The 20,128-nt window shown below is 75.7% G+C and carries 10 protein-coding genes; 1 reads left to right on the forward strand and 9 read right to left on the reverse strand.

The window, feature by feature from the left end:
- A partial coding sequence (locus tag ACFQ9Z_RS06780; RefSeq protein WP_383011890.1) for a hypothetical protein occupies positions 1–249 on the forward strand: 249 nt, incomplete at its 5' end.
- 48 nt (positions 250–297) lie between these two features.
- Here ACFQ9Z_RS06780 and ACFQ9Z_RS06785 read toward each other — a convergent pair.
- From ACFQ9Z_RS06785 to ACFQ9Z_RS06825, 9 genes are all read right to left on the reverse strand, one after another.
- The gene (locus ACFQ9Z_RS06785) at positions 298–2,943 is read right to left on the reverse strand and encodes a hypothetical protein (protein WP_383011893.1); all 2,646 of its coding nucleotides are present in this window, start codon (positions 2,941–2,943) and stop codon (positions 298–300) included.
- Positions 2,940–5,042, reverse strand: coding sequence for a hypothetical protein (locus tag ACFQ9Z_RS06790; protein WP_383011896.1), 2,103 nt, complete (start codon positions 5,040–5,042; stop codon positions 2,940–2,942). The genes ACFQ9Z_RS06785 and ACFQ9Z_RS06790 overlap by 4 nt, the downstream gene beginning before the upstream one ends.
- A 76-nt stretch (positions 5,043–5,118) precedes the next feature.
- Positions 5,119–8,031, reverse strand: coding sequence for a hypothetical protein (locus ACFQ9Z_RS06795; protein ID WP_383011899.1), 2,913 nt, complete (start codon positions 8,029–8,031; stop codon positions 5,119–5,121).
- On the reverse strand, positions 8,028–11,810 hold the full coding sequence (locus tag ACFQ9Z_RS06800) for a tubulin-like doman-containing protein (RefSeq protein ID WP_383011902.1): 3,783 nt from the start codon (positions 11,808–11,810) through the stop codon (positions 8,028–8,030). Before ACFQ9Z_RS06800 ends, ACFQ9Z_RS06795 begins: the two co-directional genes overlap by 4 nt.
- Positions 11,811–11,943: 133 nt before the next feature.
- A complete protein-coding gene (locus tag ACFQ9Z_RS06805) occupies positions 11,944–14,274 on the reverse strand; it encodes a VWA domain-containing protein (RefSeq protein WP_383011905.1) in 2,331 nt (776 codons plus the stop codon).
- Between the two features lie 59 nt (positions 14,275–14,333).
- Positions 14,334–14,888 carry a Pycsar system effector family protein gene (locus ACFQ9Z_RS06810; protein ID WP_383011908.1) on the reverse strand — a complete coding sequence of 185 codons (555 nt, stop codon included), beginning with the start codon at positions 14,886–14,888 and terminating at the stop codon, positions 14,334–14,336.
- Positions 14,885–16,567 carry a hypothetical protein gene (locus ACFQ9Z_RS06815; RefSeq protein ID WP_383011911.1) on the reverse strand — a complete coding sequence of 561 codons (1,683 nt, stop codon included), beginning with the start codon at positions 16,565–16,567 and terminating at the stop codon, positions 14,885–14,887. The genes ACFQ9Z_RS06810 and ACFQ9Z_RS06815 overlap by 4 nt, the downstream gene beginning before the upstream one ends.
- The gene (locus ACFQ9Z_RS06820; RefSeq protein ID WP_383011914.1) at positions 16,560–19,166 is read right to left on the reverse strand and encodes a hypothetical protein; all 2,607 of its coding nucleotides are present in this window, start codon (positions 19,164–19,166) and stop codon (positions 16,560–16,562) included. Before ACFQ9Z_RS06820 ends, ACFQ9Z_RS06815 begins: the two co-directional genes overlap by 8 nt.
- Positions 19,163–20,020, reverse strand: a complete 858-nt coding sequence (locus tag ACFQ9Z_RS06825; RefSeq protein ID WP_383011917.1) for a hypothetical protein — start codon at positions 20,018–20,020, stop codon at positions 19,163–19,165. Before ACFQ9Z_RS06825 ends, ACFQ9Z_RS06820 begins: the two co-directional genes overlap by 4 nt.
- Between the last annotated feature and the right edge of the window lie 108 nt (positions 20,021–20,128).

A 20,128-nucleotide genomic window follows, 5' to 3' on the forward strand; every position in this document is an offset into this window, starting at 1 on the left:
TCCGCGACCGGCGGGCGCGGCTCCGGCCGCCGTACCGGATCCGCCCGGGCCGCGGGCACTGCCTCCGGCACGGGCGGCCGCGGCGCCGAACGCCGATCCGGGGCAGGCGCGGCCGCCGGCGCCACGGCCGGCAAGGACGGACGCGGATCCCGGCGCCGGGCGGCGGGCGGCGGAGCCACCGGCGGCGCGGCCGGCACCGGCGGCCGCGGTACCGACCGCCGGGGCGGCCGCCGTTCCACGGCCACCTAGGCGGCCACACCTGCCCACCGGGCACCGTACGGCGCGACCGCCCGGTGCTCAGACCATGAACACCACGGCCGTGATCATCGCGGCGATCAGGCCGACCAGACCCCCGATCACACAACCCGGGTTGCTCGTCAGCTCGCCCAGCCGGGCCCGGACGGAGGACAGCCGTCCGGTGCCCGCCGGCGGCCCGAGCGAGTCCGGGGGCGTGGCGGGGGTCCGGTGGGCCGCCTGTGCTGTGGGGGACTGCGCCGTGGGCGGTGCCGGCGGGGCGGCGGACGCCGCTCCGTTGCGGATCGCCTCCCGCAGGAGCATGCTCCACAGCTCCGGCGGCAGGTCGGGGACCTTTCCGTTCGCCGGTTCGACGACCGTCTGCCAGAGCCAGTTGCCCGTGGTGGGGTGCCGGTCCCGGCTCATGCTGTAGAGCAGCTCCCGCAGATCGGCCAGGTAGCGGTCGTCCCGGGCCAGCGGCGCCACGGCCCACTGGAAGACCCGGGCCGCGCGGTCGGCCATCGCGGTCCTCGACAGGGTGGGCTCGGTGCCGGACGGGTGCGGCGCGAAGTAGAGGTTCCGGGCCAGCACTTCGGCGCACAGCGCGTGCTGGGTGTCCGGGCGGCGCGCCCGGAGGCGGTCCGTCCTGCCCAGCTCCGCCAGGACCAGGTCGAGCGTGTCCGGTGGGAGTCGGTGGGAGCGGAGTTCGTCCAGCAGGACCTCGTCGGACTGTCTGCGTAGTTCCGCTGCCGGGATCCGGTGGCCCGTGCCGTCCCCGCGCCGGTGGTCGCGCGGGTCCCGGTGGAGGGCTCGGGTGTCCGGGGCGCCCGGTACGGCTCCGGCGGCGTCGGCCGCCACGGTGCCGAACCCGTCGGGGAGCGACGGCACCGGGCGCCCGCCGGTCCCGTACCCGGTCGAGGCGCCGGGGGCGGGATCGCGGCGGTCCGGTCCGGACGCGTGCGAGTACTCGCCGGGTGCGGGTCCGGGTGCGAGGCCGGGCGTGCGCGCGGGACGGGGCGGGGAGACCGGTTCGGGCGCGCGCACCGGGCGGGGCGGGGCCGCGGGTTCGGGTTCGGGTGCGGGCACGGGCTGGGGCGGCGGCTCGTACGGAGGCACGGGACGAGGCTCGTACCCGGACGCCGGTGCGGGGTCACGTGGCGGGAGCTGTACCGCGGGGTCGCGCGGCGGCGACCCGCGCAGTGGCCCGGGGTCACGGGACGGGGGCTCACGCAGTGACGCGGAGTCGTGCGGCGACGGTTCCCGCAGTGACGCGGGGCCGCGTGACGGTGGCTCACGCAGTACTGATGGGTCGTGCGGTGACGGCTCACGCCGTGACTCCGAGCCGCGTGACGATGGTTCACGCAGAACCGCCGGGTCGTACGGCGACGGCTCACGCGAAGGCGCGGAGCCATGCGACGGGGGCTCACGCAGAACCGCCGGATCGTGCGGCGACGGCTCACGCCGTGACTCGGAGCCGCGTGACGATGGTTCACGCAGGACCGCCGGGTCGTACGGCGACGGCTCACGCCGTGACTCGGAGCCTCGTGACGATGGTTCACGCAGGACCGCCGGGTCGTACGGCGACGGCTCACGCGAAGGCGCGGAGCCATGCGACGGGGGCTCACGCAGAACCGCCGGATCGTGCGGTGACGGCTCGCGCCGTGACTCCGAGCCCCGTGACGACGGTTCACGCAGAACCGCCGGGTCGTGCGGTGACGGCTCGCGTACCGGATCGGGTTCGCGCACCGGTGCGGGCTCCGGGGCGGGCTGGTGCCGGGTTCGGGCGGGTGGGCGGTCGGGGCCGAGGATGTCGTGCAGCCGGGCGCGCCGCCGTTCCCAGTCGAGGGTCGCCCCGTCGGCGAGTTCCACGACGAGCTGGGGCACGCCCGGTGGCGCGTCGCGATTGGCGAGGAGGTGCTCCACCAGCCGCGCGGCCGCCCGCTGTTCGAACTGGGGCTCCCCAGTCCGGCGGCCCCTGATCCGGGCCAGCGGGCCGGACCCGCCCGTGTCCGGTTCCCAGCGCGGGACGGCCATCAGCCGCAGCGGGTGGGTGTCCACGGTGTCGTAGGTGGCGAACGTCCACTCCTGCCGCAGCCAGGAGTGGAAGATCAGGAACAGCCCGAGGTAGACCAGCGGCACCTGGTCCGCGTCCGGCCAGTCGCGCGGCGGCTTGTCCTCCAGGAGCAGCGACACCCGCTGCGCCGGATCGCGGAGCAGCTCGGCGGTGGCCAGGATCAGCGCGTGCTGTACGCCGGGCAGCGCGTCCCGCATGCCGCGCAGCCGTCCGCGCGCCAGCTCGTCGAGGTCCGCGCAGTCGATCACGGGCTGCGGGCCCTTCACCTGCTCGGCCTTCTCCTGGGTGCCCCAGCCCCGGTACGCCAGCCCCAGGCACTGGCGGGTCATCAGGGCCCGGGGATCGCCGAAGAGGACATGGCTGACCGTGGACGGCCGGCCGCCCCGGTCGGTGGTGGGCCAGCGCTGGACGAGCATGACGTCGCCGTCGCGGGACACGGCGCGCACCACGCTGGGCCGGGCCGCCGCCGTGCCGGACACCCACAGCAGCCGGCCGAGTTCCCGGCCCAGCCGCTCGGCCCGCTCGGGCGAGCAGGAGTGGGCGACGGCGCTCATGCCGGTGCCCTGACGGCCGTGGTTGCCGTCCCAGCGGAAGACGACCTGGTGCACCGCACCCCGGTCCTGGAAGCCGTTCACTGATGTTCCCCTCCCCCGGACGAGCCCACGGGACCCCCGGCTCTCTGCGCTTCCTCCCACGGCACCGTCTCCAGCACGGGAGTCTCCCCGGTCGCCAGCGCCTCGGCGCCGCCCGGCACGTCGATCAGTCCGTGCATGGCCAGCAGCGCCAGCAGCGGCTCGAGCACCCGCCGCGGCCCGGCGCCGGCCGGATAGCGGCCGTGCGCCTCCTGTCCGCCGGTGGCGGAGGCGACGTGCAGGGTGCACCGGCGGATCGCGTCGAAGGGGCGCAGCCAGGCCTGGCCGGCGTGCCGGCGCAGCAGCCCGTAGACGTCCCGGCTCTCCTCGCGGACCCGCGCGGGGTCGAGCGAGGTGGCGGGCGGGCGGGCCAGCCAGCGGTCGACGGGCGGCTGGAACCTGAGCAGGTCCGCCTTGCCGAGCACCATCGCGGCCGGCACGTCCAGGTACGGGCCGTTCTTCGGCAGCCGGTCCAGGACGGTGCCGAAGGCGAGGTCGCCGTCCCGGTTCACCTCGACGTCCAGGCGTTCCCTGACGTGGTCGAGCTGGGGCAGCGGCAGGGCCAGCGCCGGGTCGACGACGAAGATCAGGGCGTCGACGCCGAGCAGGAACCGCAGCGCCGCGTCGGTGCGTACGAGGTCCTCGCCGCCGAGGTCGAAGAAGGCGACCGGACGCACCCGGCCGCTCGCGTCGGTGATCAGCAGCGACTCCACGAAGCGGGCGAAGTCGTCCAGGCCGAGGGCGGCCGTGTGGTCCAGGACCCGGCCGCTGCGCAGCGGCTGCACCCGCTCCCGTACGAACCGCGCGTGCTGTTCGGGGTTGACCGACTGCCACTTGAGGCCGAACGGCTCGAGGCCGCCGTCGGTGACGGCCGCGATCATCTGGGTCAGCAGATGGCTCTTGCCGGTGGAGGACTGGCCGACCATCGCGACGGTCAGCGGGCGGCCGTACGTCAGGTAGGGCACTGGGATGAAGTGCTCGGGGAAGTCCGGGTCGGCGGTGCACTTCTGCACGGCGCCGCGCATGACGTCGTGCCGCCGGACCGGGTTGTTGATGCCGGCCAGGTCCAGCGGCTTGTACTGCATCCTGCTGTCGGTGACGAACAGCTTGCCGAGGTCGAGCCGGATGGTCTCCAGGCAGTAGGGGCACAGCACTTCGCCGGCGCCCGGGCCGTCCGCCGCGGCCCCGGGGCCGTTCGCGGGGCGGGCCACCGGTGCGTGCCGTTTGAGCCGCAGGGCCTCCTCGAAGGCCTGCCGGTGCGGGCGCTCCTCGTCGGCGGGCAGGGCGAGCCGGACCCGGCGGGCGGCGCCGGGCGCGAGGAGTTCGAGCAGCTGGGCGGGGGTGGGCCGGTCGGCGGCGCGCGGGGCGAAGGCCTGCCGCAACGTCCCGTCCAGCGCCCGGTGTTCGCCGAGGTCGGCGGGGGCCCGGTCGGCGGGTCCGGGTCGTCCGGTCACCAGCCGGTAGAGCACCTGGGCCGCGCTCCACACCGCGTCCCGCGGGTCGGCCGGCCCCTCGCCCCGGCGCTGTTCGGGCGAGCAGTAGGGGGGCCGGCCCCACGGGGCCCGCGGCCGTCCGGTCCGGGTCATCGCCTCCAGCCCCCAGAGCTGGACCCGGGCGCCGTCCCAGAGCACGGTGGCGGGCGAGACGCCGCGTGGCACCAGGCCCCGGTCGGCCAGCAGGCACAGTGCGAGCATCAGGTCCCGGGTGAGGCGCTGCTGGTCGGTGGCGGCCATCACGTGGGTGCGGGCGGCGGGGACACCCCTGGGCGCCGCGTAGAGCAGGAAGGGCTCGGCGGCGTCCGGTTCGTAGCCGATGATGCGCGGGAAGAGCGCCGCGTACTCGGTGTCGTCGAGCACGCGGTGCAGATGCAGCGCGGTGCCCGCCTCGGTGTCCAGCAGGGCGCGGGCCGCCGGGTTGGCCGCCTCGGCGGCGCCCAGGCGCACCTGCAGGCACTGCTGCCCCTCGTCGTCGAGCACGCAGTTGCGGATGAGCTGGGGCAGCAGCCGGTCGCGCCGGGACTCGGGCCCGAAGCGGGCGGGGGTGACGCGGCGCCGGCCCGAGGGCAGGTTGAACGCGAGTTTGTCCGTGGGCGGGCTGGTCACCGGCGGTCCTCTCCTTCGTGCGCGTGCGCCGGCCGGTACCCGTGCGCGGGCGTGCGGCCGGGGTGCGGGGTACGGGTCACCAGCGGTCGCCGTCCCCTCGGTCCTCCGGGTCGGGGCGGTCGTAGCGGGGCGCCTGCTCGTACGCCGTGGACGGCGGGTCGTACGCGTGGGACTCGGTCCCGTACGAGTCCGTCCCGTACGCGTCCGTTCGGTCGTAGGCGTCCGTTCGGTCGTAGGCGTCCCGACGGTCGTAGGCGTCCCGACGGTCGTAGGGCTCCTGACGGTCGTACGGCTCCTGACGGTCGTACGGCTCCTGCCTGCCGGTGGTGCGCGGGCGGTCGTACGGGTCCCCCGGCTCGTCCGGGGTCCTTCGGCCGTACGGGTCCGTGCCGTCGTCGGGGCCGGAGCCGTAGCGAGGGCGGACGGTCTCCACCACGCCCATCCGCAGCGGGGTGAGCCGGACCAGGCCGGCGTACCGTCCCGAGGAGGTCCACAGGACGTCCTCCGGCTGGGCCGAGCCGCTGGACCGCCACGCCTTCTCCACCTCGTCGCGCACGGCCAGCGGCGCGAACCTGAGCCACACGGCGGCCGCCGGGTCACGGCTGAGCAGCGCGCCCTGTTCGGGCGTGGAGAGCTGCACCACGGACTGCCGCCCGGTCTCCGCGCCGACCAGTTCGGCCGGCCGGTGCGGGTCCGTGCCGAGCAGGTTCGCGGAGGTGGCGCGGACCCGGCGCGGGGCGGCGAACGGCGGTGCGGCCAGCACCCCGTTGTGCTGGAGGTGGCGGCGGGCCGTCGACAGCACCTCACGCACCCGCTCCTCGGTGCGCCGCACGGCGAGGGCGCCGGCCTGGCCGCGCTCGACGGCGCCCCAGTAGGGCTTCATCGCCTCCAGGGCGGCGTCCGTCAGGTCGGCGGCCAGGGTGGCGACCAGCTCCGGTCCACCCTCGCCGCTGTCCCGCTCGAGCCAGCGCGGAACCCCCTTGGCACGGTCCCCCAGTGACCCGCCCGAAGTCCTCCGCCGGCTCTCCTTGAGCCCCTTCCCGTGCGCTTCGTCCCCCGCGGGCTCCTCCCACGCGGGCCCGTCCTGCCAGGCCGGGCCGTCCTGCCAGGCGTACACGCTGGCCCAGTCGCCCTCGGCGTCGTCGGGGCCGGCGTCGTCCGGCTCCAGGGCGGAGGGGCCGGTGAGCCAGTCGTCCTCGGCGGGCGGGCCGGAGTCCGGCGCGGTGAAGGCGGCCGGTACGTCGAACCGTTCGGCCTCGGGTGCCGCCTCGGCCTCGGCCGCAGCGGCCGTCGCGCGCAGCATGCCGGCGACGGACCGGGCCGCGTCGGCGCAGTACAGGCGCTCCTCGACGGCCCAGTGCTCGCCGACCGCCTCGGCCAGCAGGGCGTCCAGCCGGTCCAGGGTGTGCCGCAGCCCGGCCGTGGTACGCCCCGGCTCCCAGGCGGCGGCCGCCGCCCGCCACAGCCGGCGGGCCGTCTCCACGGCGACGCCGGACCCGGCCGCCAGGGCGAGACCGGACGCCAGGAGCGGGGGTTCGGCCGCGTACGCCACGGCCACCCCGGCCGCGGCGCCCGCGAACGCCGCGACGCGCGGGGCGACGGCCCAGCGGCCGGGGCGTCCCGCGTCGCGCAGCCGGGCCGCGCCGAGCGCCGCCACGCCGACGAACAGCAGCGGGACGACGAGCGCCAGCGGCAGGAGCGGCCCCCGCCACAGCGCGCCGAGCAGCCCGGCGAGGGCCGCGAGCGGGGTGGCGGCCAGGAGACCGGGCACCTCGGCGCCGTCCGCCGTCCCGGACCGCCGTGCCCCGGTGCCGTCCCCGGCGGCGCCCGTGCGCGCGTCGCCGCCGGGGACGGCGGCCAGCTTCGGCAGCAGTGCAGAACCGGGTACCGGCTCCACCCGGCCGGCCAGACCGGTGAACCGCTGGGCCACCGACCGCATGGGCAGCGCCTGGCCGAGCAGTTTCCCGGCGAACTCCCGCAGGCCCTCGCCGATCCGGTCCCCGATGCCCTCGGCGGACGGGACCCGCAGGCCGAGGGCCGTGAGCCGCGCGGCCGACTCGGCGGGTGACGCGGTCGCGCCGCCGCCGCGCAGGGCGGTGCCGACGAGGTCCCGGTACTCCTCCAGCGCCCGGCGGGCCTGGTCGACGTCCGCCTCGAACGCGTCCCGGCGGGCGGGCCGCAGCAGCCCGGGCAGGCCCTGCAGCCCGGCCAGCGACTCCTCGGCGCGGTCGAGTGCCTCCGCGCAGGCGCGGTGGGCGTCGTCGGCCGCTCCGCCGGGCACCCGGTGCCGCTGGTCCCGGCCGCCGCGGGCCGCGACCAGGCGGCGCAGCGGCTCCGGCAGATCGGCGCCGGAGGAGGCGGTCAGCAGGACGTCCGGCGCGAGTTCGGTGTCCTCGCCCGCGAACCGGGTGAGCGCGTCGCGCCAGGCCCGGTCGCGCACCTCCGGCGGCAGGTCCTGCTCCAGCAGCCGCACGCCGGGCGCCGCTACGGCCTCGGGCAGCGACCCGATCGCCCGCAGCACCCCGCGGTAGAGGTCGGGCACCGACAGCACGTCGACCAGGACGGCCAGCGCGTCGGGGTCGTCGGCGGCGGGCTGCTCCAGGGCGGTGTGCGCCGAGCGCAGGTCACCGGCCCACAGCAGCCCGGTGCCCGAGGTCCGCAGCACGGCGGGCCGCACCAGCCTGCGGTCGGGCTGGAACGCCTCGTCCTCACCGGCGTACGAGCCGGGCGCGCTGCCGACCAGCAGCACCAGGAGCCTTACCTCGCCCACCGCGCGGTAGCCGGTGAGCAGTTCGTACTGGAGCTGGTGGTCGGTCAGCCCGGCGGGGGTGTCGACCACCAGGAAGAGCGGGTCGTCGGGTTCCGGCAGTCCGGCCCGGCCCAGTTGCCGGGCCACCCGGGAGCGCAGGGCCGAGGCGCTGTCCAGCTCCGCCGCCCCCGCGCGCAGGTCGAGGTGGATGACGGCTGCGAAGTCCTGAGCGGTGCTCACTGGGCGTCACCGTCCCAGGGGTTGCGGCGGGTCCGGTCGCGGTCGTCGCCGCCGTACCCTCCCGGTCTCGCGGGGTCGTCCCAGGGCACCGCGGGCACGTCCTCGCGGCGGGGCCGTTCCTCCGCACCGCTCCCGGCGGGGGCGCGGTCGTCCCGGCGGCCCTCCCGCTCGGTCCAGGTCTCCCGGCCCCCGTCGTCCTCGGCGCCGGGCCGGGCGTCGCGGTCCTCGCCGTGGGGGCGTTCGTAGCCGCGCCGGCGGGCGCCTTCCCGGTCGCCGCCCCAGCCCTCGTCGTCGTCCTTGCGGAACCGGTCGCCGCGGTCCTCGCCGCGCCGCCGCTCGTCGCCGTGCGGCCGCTCGCCATGGGGCCGCTCGCCGTACGGCCGTTCACCGTAAGCCCGTTCCGCCGCGTACGACCGCTCCTGCGCGTACGGCCGTTCCTCCGCGTACGGCCGCTCCTCCGCGTACGCGCGGTCGTAGCCGCGCGGGCGGGCGGTGTCGCCGTCGGCGGGGTCCCCTCGGTCGGGCGCTCCCCGGTGGGTGTCGTAGGAGGAGACGGGGGCGGTGCCCCAGTCGTCGTCATCGGCCACCGCGCGCCGGGAATCCGGCATGTCCTGGCGGGGCCGGCCCGGTGCGCCGCCGCGCACGTGTTCCAGCAGGGTGCGCAGGGTCGGCTGGACGGCGCGCTGGTCGCCGAACTCTTGGTCCAGCGCGGCCGGCAGGGTCTCCGCCCAGAACTCCCACAGCGGCCGCACCCAGCCCTCGACCCGCTCGCCGCCGCGCTCCCGGCGGTCGGCCAGCAGCTCGACCTGGCGCGGGGCGATCTTCTCGACCAGCTCGACGAAGAGCGGGTGCGGTTCGCTGCCGGTGCGGGCCAGGCCCAGCGGCTGCGCGCCCATCAGCTCGCGGCAGTAGTCCTCGACCGTCCGCTCGTCGTCCAGCACCGTCCAGCGCTCGTACGACCGCAGCAGCTCCGCCCAGCTCGACACCCCGCCGGGGAAGTCGCCCAGGCGCAGCCGGACGCCGGGCACATGGGGGCCGGTCTCCGGGAACAGCCGCAGCCTCACCCGCTCCGGGGAGGCCGGGTCCCCGTCGACCACGTCCACCTGGCCGTTCCACATGCAGCACAGCAGCCGGTGCAGGATGGTGCGCCGGTCCTCCTCGCTGCTGACCATCCAGCTGTCGCGGTGCCCCAGGCGCTGCCTCCAGCGCAGCACGTCCTGCGCCTGCTCGGACTCCTTCGCCCGGGCCCACTGGCGCAGCACCTTGCGGGCCTCGGGGACCTGGGTGAGGCTCATCTCGCTGCGGAAGAGGACGACGGTGATGGAGTCGCTCTCCACGCCCCGGTACTCCACGGAGTTCTTGGCGTCCGAGGGCAGCCGCAGCGTCTTGGCGAGGTACTCCTGCACCTCCTCCCCGGACTGCACCCGCGGGTGGGTGACCAGGACCCGCAGCGGTCCGGTGCCCTCCGGGGTGAACCCGACGGGCAGCAGCCCGGCGAGCTTGCGTCCGAACAGGTCGAGCGCCTCCTTGCTGACCTGGTCGGTGGCCTCCTGGTCACCCGCGGCGGCGGACAGCAGGGTCCCCATGGACGGCAGCAGCGGCCGTTCCTCCAGGTGGGTGCCGCTCTCGGCGAACAGCCGGGTGATCCGGGCCTCGAGCTGGCCCTTGACCTGGGCGACGGCGCCGTCCGGGTCTCGGCGGCTGCGGGTGTGGACGCGCCGCCAGGTGTCCCCGTCGACCAGCTTGAGCAGCAGCGCCGCCTCGTAGTCGGTCTCCCGCAGGCCCTCACGCCGGATCAGGCGGGCGACGACGTCCTCGTAGAAGTGGTTGAGGGTGCGCTGCGGCGGCAGCAGGTAGGAGATGCCGGTGCGGTCCTCGTACAGCTCGTGGCCCTTCTGCGCTGAGGCCTTGCGCTCCTGGTCGCCGTGGTTGCGGAAGGCCCGCACCAGCCGGTCCAGGTCGGCGCCGGCCGCGTCCGCCTGCGGCTGCCAGAGCTGCTGCTGGTCGCGCCAGGCCTCGTGCCAGATCAGGCGGCAGCGCCACTCGTACCAGGCGTCCTGCTCCTGGATGGCGGCCTGGACGGCCTCGTCGCCCCAGCGGGCTGGGGCCATGCCGGCGAGCTGGCCCTTGATCCGGGGGATCTTGGGCGGCTGTTCGGTGACCCCTGCCGGGCGCTGCGGTGCGCGGGCGCGGCTGTCCAGCATGCCGAGGAAGCCGAGCCGGACGATCCCGTTGTCGCTGTCCGGTGTGCCGCGCACGACGCGTTCCACCAGGAAGGGGTCGGCGCTCTGCAGCAGCTTGTCGACGGCGGGGCGCGGGGCGAACCGTTCGGCCATGACCGCGGTCTGGTGCTCGGCGTCCGAGCGCAGGGCGGCGAGCTGACGCTGCATGTCGCCGATGCGCTCGCCCAGCGCCTGCTCGACGTTCTTGCCGCCGCGCGGCAGCGGTTCGGGCTCGGGCACCGGCAACTGCCGCCGTTCCCACAGCGCTTCGAGGTGCGAGTCGGCGAACAACTGCCGGATCATCAGCACCCCGTTGTCGCCGCGCAGCGCGGCCCGGGGCCGTTCCACCAGCTCGGTGACCGCCTCGCGCAGCATCCGGCCGGCCACCAGGTCCGCCAGCTGGTCCATGGGCGCGGTCATGGAGGCGACCAGGCTGGTGGAGACCCCCTGCCGGCCGATGCCGGTCGGCGACAGCGAACTGCGGGCGACCCCGCGGTTGATGAAGCTCGCGGAGAAGGTCTGGTAGTCGTCGTCGGCGGCCGTCTTGCGGCCCCGGGAGCGGCCGTCGCCCAGCTCGGTGCCGATCAGCGACATCATCAGGGAGACGATGGAACGACGCAGGTCGTCGGCCCGGATGCCGGCGGTCGGGCTGAACAGGAAGGCCGTGGGCAGGATTCCGGTGCGCAGCCGGACGGGTGTGGTGCCGGGGTAGCGGATGCCGAAGCCCGCGTCGTGGTCGAGGTCGCCGATCTCGGCGCCCTCGGTCGGCGCGTTCTGCCGGTCCACCAGCCGGAACAGGTCCACCAGGGCACGGGCCGCGTTGAGTTCCGCCTCGCGTCCGCCGCCGGTGGCGGCGGCGAAGGAGGACGGCATCACGACCAGCGGGTAGATCTTCACCCCGTCGAACCGGCGCAGCTGGAAGGCGTGGTTGATGAGGTGCAGGTAGTCCAGGAAGATCCCGGCGCCGGTGCCGCCGGCCACCGAGAAGGCGACGAACACGTCGCAGCCCGTGACCCTGCCGCCGCCCAGCTCGCTGAGTTCACCGGCCGACTTGGCCATGGCGTCGATCGCCTGCAGCAGCGGCTCCAGGACGGGGGCGAGGCCGTAGCGGAGGGTGGCGAACAGGGCGGCCCGTCCGACGGTGGGGAGCTGGCCGGCGCCGTTGTGCAGCGGGGTGACCTCGGGCTCGCCGATGACCGGCGGCAGCCAGCCGGCCACCTCCTCGCGCAGGCTGGCCCGGAGCATCTTGGTGACCTCGGGCGAACTGTCGAAGTTCGGCAGCAGGTTGTGGGTGGCGCGGGAGGTCCTGGCGTACGCGGCCCTGAGCGACGGGTCCACGTTGAACTGCGGCAGCCGCTGCAGGTCGGTCTCGCTGTAGTCGGCGTAGACGAACTGGAGGCAGTCGGGGAGCTGGTAGGGGGCGTGGCCGCTCTGCCGGGTCAGTGCCATGCCGTCGGGGCCGCACAGTTCGGTGCGCAGCCTGCGTTCGAGTTCGGCGCCGACGAGTCCCCCGGTGCCGCCCAGGCCGACGAAGAGCATCGGCTGGAAGATCTTCATGGTTTCCTCCCCGCTCGCGGCCGGGGCGGCCGCGGGTTCGTGCTGGGAACGTCCGTTGTGGGTGCGTGCGGCGCCAGGGCCGCGGTGGGGTGCCGGGCGGGCGGTGAGCGGTCGGCCCCCGCCCGCCCCGGCGTCACTCGTAGGAGCTGTAGGCGCCGGTGCCGGTGGTGCCGGAAACGCCGGCGCTGTCGGCGGTGCCGGGCGCGGGGCGGCTGCCGGGCGGCTGCGGGCGGCGGCTCTGCTTCTTCGGGGGGCGTCTGTCCTCGCCGAGGGCCAGTTGCAGCGTCTCGGTCAGGGGGACCTGGCCGCGGGCGGGCACGAGGGTCCGGCCGCCGCCCTTCTTGCGCAGGACCGCCCCGCCGCCCCTGGGATTGCGCTGGACGGCGTACGGGCCCTGGGGGCGGCGTTCGATGCGGGGACTGCGGTGCGCTTCGGCGACGGTGAACTCGTACCACTGCCTGTGGCCGTGCCCGGCCTGGTGCTCCGCCAGGAAACTGCCGTCCTCCGCGACCAGTTGCAGCGTCAGGCCGTAGGGGTCCCTGGCGCGCCGGCGCTGGCGCACCCGGGCCGCGGCCACCAGGGCCAGCGCCACCAGCAGGGCGGCGGCGCCCAGGAAGTACCACTTGTACTGGTCCCAGACGCCCGGCCGGGGCGTCACCCGCACCGAGAGCGGGGCGCGTACCAGGGTCCGGTCGTGGTCGGTGGTGTCGGCGACGGTGACGGTGCCGGCGAGCTTCAGCCCGTCGTCGCCGAGGCGGTCGCCGAAGACCCCGGCGGGGGCGACCTCGACGGTCACCTTCCGGGTGCCGGTCTCGCCGGGCGCGAGCGTGATCCGCGTCGGGCCGACGGAGAGCAGACCGGGCCGGAGGTCGGTCACGGCGAGGCGCAGGGTGTGCGCGGCGCCGCTGGTGTTGTGCACGGCCAGGGTGCCGGTGACCTTGTCGCCGGGGTGGACGCCGGCGGCCGGCAGGTCGAGCGAGGTGGTGACGGGCAGCTGTCCGGGGGCGACCTCGCCGGTCTCGCTGCGGGTGTCGGCGCTGAGCCCGGCGGCGGTCAGCGTGGCGCTCACCTTCAGCGCGCCGTCGGCGCCCCTCGGGACGCGCGCGGAGCCGGTGAAGGAACCGTCGCCAGCCGTCGGGTCGGCGGCCTTGCCGTCGTCGGCGAGGTCCAGCTTCAGCGGGGCGAAGCCGTCACCGGTGAGCGTGCTGCGCACCCGCAGCCCGGCGTAGTCGCGGGGGTCCTTGATCTGGTAGCCCTCGCGGGTCTGCAGCCGCATGGTCACCTCGACCTCGTCCCCGGCCTGCGGGGAGGGCGGGTCCATGGTGATGGCGCCGCGCAGTTCGCCCTGCCACAGCACGCTGACGGAGACGGGCAGCGAGCGGTGTCCCTCGGGCGCCTCGGCCCTCACCTTCCAGCGGCCGGGCAGCGGGTCGACGATCTTCAGCGCCTCCACCACGCCACTGCCGCCGGCCAGTTCGAACGACGACTTGTGGTACGTGCCGTGCGTGGGCACCTTGTGGCCCTTGGGGTCGTAGTACGTGATCTCGACCGCGGGGTCGCCCTTGTCGACCACGATGCTGCCGACGGTCGCCAGCGGGGAGATGTCGATCTCCTGGGTGGACGGCGGCCGTTTCGGGCCGGGTCCGCGCTCGTGCCGCAGGCAGTGGGCGGCGGCGAAGATGTCCTCGAGGGTGGTGCCGATGGCCTCCGGCTCGACCTTCCTGGGTCCGGGGGTCGCGGACGGCAGGTCGACGCAGCCCTTCTGGTACCCGCCGGCGGCCATCCGCTTCAGCTCGTCCATGCGCGGCTGGTCCCCGAAGCCCAGCGGCCACACCTGCACGTGCTCGTTCCTGGCCTCCTTCAGCGCCAGGCCGAGCTGCCGGTCGCCTTCGGCGTCGCGGTGCGCGGGGTCGCCGTACTTGGGGCTGTCGCTGACGTCCATGTAGCCGTCGGTGAGCAGGAACAGCACACGGGGCTGGGACGGGTCGGTGCCGTCGGTGAGGTCGTGCACGCCCTGGCGTATCGCGCTCGGGAAGTCGGTGCCGGTGCCCTGGCTCCTGGTGCGGCCGCGCAGCTTGGTGACGCAGGCGCCGACGGTGTCGCGGCCCGCCGCGTCCAGCGCGGTCCGCGGGCACACCGGGTCCACCGCGCGCTGGCCGTCGGACTCGGCGGCGGCGAAGCCGAAGACGGTGACGTGGGACTGGGAGGAGACGTCGCCCAGCGCGATCCGGGCCGCGGCGGCCTTCTCGGCCGCCATGTCCGCGGCGGCGAGGCTCGCGGACTCGTCGACGGCCACGGCGTAGTTGACCGCCGGGAACGCCGGCCGCGTGTCCGCCGCCGGCGCCGGGTCGTGCTCTGGTGGCGCCATGAGGGCGCCGGACAACGCGGCGCCCGCCAGCACCGCGACCGCGGCGCGGCGTGCCCCGCCCCATCGCGCTTGCCGTCTTCCCGTGACTGTTTCCACGGCTGTCCCCTGATTCCTCGTTCGTCTCTGCATGGAGTGCTCGGTGCGGGCGGACCCGCTCAGCGCGGGGTCAGACCCCAGGCCAGGGCCAGTGCCGCCGAGAGGGCGAGCGAGCCCATGCCCCAGCGGATGGCCCGGTACTTGGCGGAGAGGATGGAGCTGACGTCCACGGCCTGGACGAGCAGCCACCCGGCGGGGTCGCGCCCCGCCTCGGCCACCCGGGCGGACAGCCCCGCGAGGTCGCGGGCGGCCACCAGGTCGCCGAAGTACGTGACCCCGTCCCGGCCGCGCCGGGTGCCGGTGCGCGGCATCACCGCGCCGATCAGCGCGATCACCGCGCAGGCCCACAGCGCCCCGGCCAGGACCAGCGTCACGTCGGCGGGGCCGTGCCAGCCCGGTGCGCCGTGCCGCCCGAGCAGGAAGGCGGGCAGCGCGAGTGTCCCGGACAGCAGCACGGCGGCCTTGGAGTCGGCTCGTCCGACGTCCTCGCGGACCGTGCTCAGCAGTCGTTCGGCGATGCGCTCCCCCGCCCCGTCGTGACTGTGCCGACCCCCGTCCGGCACGAGCACGATCGGGGCGGGGGAGGTCCTGGCGGCCTCGTCCTCGGCGGTCATCCGTCCCCTTCCGCCCAGGACCAGCCGTCGTCCCGCGGGCGCCTGCGGCCGCGCGGCGGCTCCCGGTCGAGGTCGTCGGCCGGGTAGTCGCCGGCATGGTCCGGCCGGTACGTCCGGCCCCGGGGCGGTTCGCGGTCGTAGTCGTCCGCCGGAAGGGGCTCGGGCCGGTACGCGCGGCCGCGCCGCGGCTCGCGGCCGTAGTCGTCCGCCGGTTCGAGCTCCGGCCGGTAGATTCGGCCGCTGGACGGCCCGCGGTCGTAGTCGTCGGCATCTTCGAGCTCCGGCCGATACATCCGGCCCCGGGACGGCTGGTGGTCGTAGTCGTCCGCGGGCTCGACCTCCTGGCGGTATGCGCGACCGCGCCCCGGTTCCCGGTCGTAGTCGTCCGTCGGGTACGGCCCGGGCCGGTGGGCGCGCTCGCGCCGGGATCCGGCGTCGTAGTCGTCCGCCGGACGGCGCTCGGTCCGCCGGTACGGCTCGCCGTCGTGGCGGTCGGGCGCGTAGTCCCCGGCGGAGTCCTCCGGCCGGTACGTCCGGTTCCGCGCGGGCCGCCGGTCGTAGTCGTCGGCCGGGCCGGGCTCGGCGCGGCGGGGCCGGGAGGGCGGTTCGTCCATGACGGTGCCGTCGTCCCGGTGGAGTTCGGCGCGGTGCACCTCCTCGCGGGTGGACTCGGACCGGTACGTCTCCGTCCGGTAGGTCTCCGCGCGGTGCGACTCGGCCCGGTGCGACTGCCGCCGGGGAGGTTCGTCCGACACCCAGTCCGGGGTGAACGGCCCGTCGGCGGCGGGCTCGAGCTGCCGGGTCTCCCGGCGGGCCGGGACCGCGCCGATGGGCCCCTGGAGCGGGCGGCGCTGCTCCTGGTTGAGCAGGTTGAGGACCTGGGTCTCCACGTCTGCCGAGTGCAGCTCGCCCCTGAGGGCCATGGTGTAGAGCCGGTCGACCCGCTCCCGCTCGTCCTGCCGGCCCTCCTGGCGGATCTTCTCCAGGAAGTCCTTGGCGCCCTCGGGGTCGGCGGCCAGCATGAAGCTGAGCTGCTCCAGCTCGCCGCCCTGCAGCATGCGCCGGAACGACTCCTGGCGGACCCGGGTGACCTCGGCGTCGGCCTGCGCCCCGCGCCGCTGCCTCGCGTACTCGATGGCCTCGTCGTCCACCCCGAGCCGGACGTACAGCCGTACGCGCAGGCCGAGTTCGCTGCCCAGGTCGCTCCAGCGGCCGCCGACGCACTCCCGGGTGATGACGCGGTTGGCCTGCTCGGCGTCGGTCACCCGGTAGGTGAGGGTGATCTCGCGCAGCCGTTCCAGCACCGGGGAGGTGAGCCGGGCCGCGACGTCGGTGACGACCTGGACGGCGGCCAGATAGGGGTCGGTCACCTCCCACTCGATGTCCACCTCGGCCTTGAAGAAGCTGGTGCCGCCGGCGGCCGGCAGTTCGAGCTGGAGCGGCGAGACGTACGTGCCCTGGGCGATCTCGCAGACGTTGTACGGCCGGGCCAGCGCCCGCTTGTCCACGTGCCGCACGCCGGCGACGGTGATCACGCTGTGGCCGCCGTTGCGGTAGAAGAGCACGGAGGCCTTCTGCGCGCTCGCCGCCGGGAACGCGCCGAGCGGCGCGTACTCCCGCAGGAACGGTCCAGCGGGCGACGTGCCCCCGGCCGCCGTCTCGTCCTCGTCCTCAGCCATGCGTGTCCTCCTCGCGGGTCCTCTCCCGGCGCGTCCGCTCCCGGCGGTCCGGCCGCTGCGGCGAGACGGCGAGCCACCACAGGTCGCGCGCCCGCGCGTCGGGGAGGGGGTTCTCGGGGTCGTTCATCATGTGGCGCAGCAGCCAGTCCAGCCGCCGCCGGTCGTACTCCTCGGTGGCCAGCGCGGGCAGCAGCGCCGCGAGCCCCGGCCGGGTCCACTCGGCGCCGTCCTTGCGGACGGCGGACCGGAGCAGGCGTTCCAGCGCGTCCATCGCCACGTCCCTGGCCCGTGCCGTGTTCAGCGCCGTCCACATCAGGTCGGCCATGGGGACGACCAGTTCGGGGCGGGTGGCGGCCAGGGCGAGCGGCAGCGGCCAGTCGCCCCGGCCGGCCAGGGGTGCGCCGAGGTCCTCCGTCAGCAGCTCGTCCACCGTGGTCAGCGCGAGCCGGACGGTGGTCACGAGCCCCAGGTCCTGGTACGGCTCGCGCTTGTGGTGGGTCCACTCGGCCATCCGTGCCAGCACCTGGTCCGCGTCCGGCAGCGCCAGCAGCCGTACGACGTTGAAGGAGGCGGCCGCGAGCTGTTCCCCGTCGTCGCGGACCCCGATCCGGGCCAGGGCGTCCAGCGTGTCGTCCATGGTGGCCGCCGCGTTGCCGTACCCGAGCGCCATCGCCGCCGTCCAGCGCAGCGCCGGGGCGCCGGTGCGGCTCCAGTCGCCGACCAGCCGGTGCACCGTCTTGCGGTGGGTGTCGTGGCCGGCGGCCTGGTCCAGGGTGGTGGCCGCGAAGATCCGGCGGCGGGGCGTGGCCGCCTCGGCGAGCGGCCGCACCAGCTCGGCGTAGCCGTAGTCGAAGTCCCGTACGCACAGTTCGCCGGCGGCCACCGCGGCGCGCATCCAGACCTGGGAGCGCGGGTCGTCCGCGAGCAGCCTGAGCCAGCGCACCACCGGCGCCCGGACCGGGAAGTGCCGGTCCCACAGCTCGGTCAGCACCGCCGAGGGAAGGGCGGCGCCCCGGTACCAGATCAGCCGGGCCGGGACCTCGGCGCCGGCCACCTCGACCTGACCGTCGGTCACCTCGGCGCGGGAGAGCGCCAGGTCGGCCTCCGGGTCGTCGCAGAACAGCGGGCGGGCCGGGGTGTTGTCGGGATCGCACTGGACGGACAGTTCCCAGGTCAGCAAGTGGGCGGCGGCGGCCACCGCGCTGTGCGAGGCGCCGCCGAGCACGGCCAGGGCGATCCGGAACGCCACCGGGTGGAACAGGTTCGCCGTGTCCGGGCGTTGCGTGTCGGCGTCCGCGCCTGCGGACCGTGCCGTCAGTGCCCGGTCCACCCCGGCGAACCATTCCTGGGCCTGGCTGGCGGCCAGGCTCCGGCAGCCGGCCAGCATCTCCTCGTAGGAGATGTCGCCGAGCACGTGGCCGGCGAGCAGGGACGCGAGCAGCTCGGCCTCAGCGGGGCGCAGGTCCTTCAGCCCGACGACGTTCTCGACCTCCTCGCGGGCCCACAGCTCCTCGGCGCGGGCCAGCAGTCCGGCCGGGCCGGCGTCTTCGTCCGGCGCCGTGGCCGCGTGGCGCTCCAGCCGTTCCAGCAGCCGGGTGCGCAGCAGTTCCCGGGTGGGCGCGGGCGGGCAGAGCATGCCGTACCGGCCGGCGAGCAGCGCGTTGGCGGCCGATCCGACGGTGACGACGATCACCGCGAAGGCCTCGCGGCGGTCCAGGGCGGCGGCCAGCTCGTCGAGGTCCATCTCGGCGGGCGGCAGCGCGCCGGGCCGGGTGAGGGAGAGTTCCAGGAGGTAGCCGGTACCGCGCCGGGCCTCCTCGCCGTCGCCGTGGGAGTCGCCCAGCGACCGGGCGAGCTGCCGCACCCCGCCGTCCGGGTCGACCCGGCGCACCCGCGATCCGATGCCGGGCTCCGGGTCGTCGCCGTTGGCCGACGCGGTGGTGACCTCGTCGAGGAGGGAGAGCGCCGTGCTGGTCCGCCCGGTGCCCGGAGCGGCGCCGAGCACCAGCAGCCGCCGGGCGCGCAGCGCGTTGCGCAGCCGTATGTACCCTGCCGGTTCCACGTGGACGCGGCGCAGCCGGCGCAGTTCCTCGTCGGGCACGGGCCCGCTGCGCATCCCGGCGCCGGAACGGCGGGCGTCCAGGCGCAGGTTGATGTCGCCGATGTGGGCGTTGCCGAAGTAGGAGCGGTCGAAGCTGGTCAGGTCGCGGCCGACGTCGAAAAGCAGCCGGGTGGCGCGGCGGGTCCGCGCGGCGGCGGCGAGGTCGGTGGGGCCGTCCTCGTTCTCCTCGGCGCCCAGGGGGTCGCGGGTGTACTCCTTGAACCGCCCGGCGGCGCGCTCCCGTTCGCGTTCGCGCTCCTTCTCCCGCTCGGCGGCCTCGTCCTCGGCCTCCTCGTCCTTGCCGGATCCGCCGTCGTCCCTGCCGGACCTGCCGTCGTCCTTGCCGTCGGCCTTGCCCTTGCCGTCGTCGCGGGTCTGCTCGCCGCGGCCCTTCCTGTCCTCGGGCCCCTTCCTGTCCTCGGGTTCGGGCGAGCGGTCCTGGCCGGATCTGTCGGGGGTGTCCTCGGCCGGGCCGGCCGGCTGCCTGTCGTCGCTCACGCGTCCCCGCCCTTCCGCCGCTCGCTGTCGCGGTCGGTGATCCGGCCGATGTGCACGGGCTGCTGGTAGACGTTGTCGTGGTGCTCGGACATGTCGCCGTGCACGGTGTACTGGTCCCCGGACGGGCGTTCCCGGGCCGGGCCGGCCGCGCGCGCGGCCGTGCCGGTGTCCGGGTCCTGGGCGGGGACCGGCCGCGGGGCGCCGGCGGGGTCCGCGGGCGGGGTGCCGCCGGCCGGCGCGGGCGGGGCGGCGGCGGGGATCCGCGGGGCGGGCAGGCCCGGCAGATGGCACCAGGCGGTGACCTCGCCCTCCTTGAGCCGCAGCCGGGCCCGCGAGTACTGCCCGGGCTCGATGAACTTGCCGCCGCCGCTGACCACGTCCTCGTACAGGGACTGGGAGGTCACCAGCACCAGGTCGGCCCCGTTGGCGTCGAGCAGGTCGCGGGCGACGGCGGAGTCGGCCAGCCGGCAGGCCAGGTCGACGGCGCGGCCGCTGATGCCCCGCTCGTCGTGGCGGACCGGGCCGACGTGCATGCCGATGCGCAGTCCGAGCGGCACGCGCAGACCGCGGTTCTCGTCCCGGAGCTTCTCGCGCACCTCGACCAGCCACAGGCCGAGCAGCCGGCTCACCGCGACGCGGCCCGTCACGGCCACGAGCACACCGTCCCCGCGGTCCTCCAGGTGGAGGGCGTCGCGGGACACCGAGGCGTGGGTGAAGGCGGTCTCCAGCACCCGGTAGATCCGGGCGCGCATCCGCAGCTTGTCGACGTCGTCGTAGTCCCCGGACCGTCTGGCGTCGACGCTGATCACCAACTCGTAGTGCTCCTCGGCGAGTTCCGGTGCGTCGTGGTTCACCCGTGCCCCCTGCAGTGCTGTCCGCTCGTAGAAGAGGTGGTCGTCCCATCAGCGTCGGGCCCGGGACGCGGGGCCGTCTGTAGCCGTTTACACACGGCGGGCGGTGCG

Origin of the sequence: Streptomyces sp. NPDC056580 (assembly GCF_042793175.1) — a bacterium.
Taxonomy (GTDB): Bacteria; Actinomycetota; Actinomycetes; order Streptomycetales; family Streptomycetaceae; genus Streptomyces.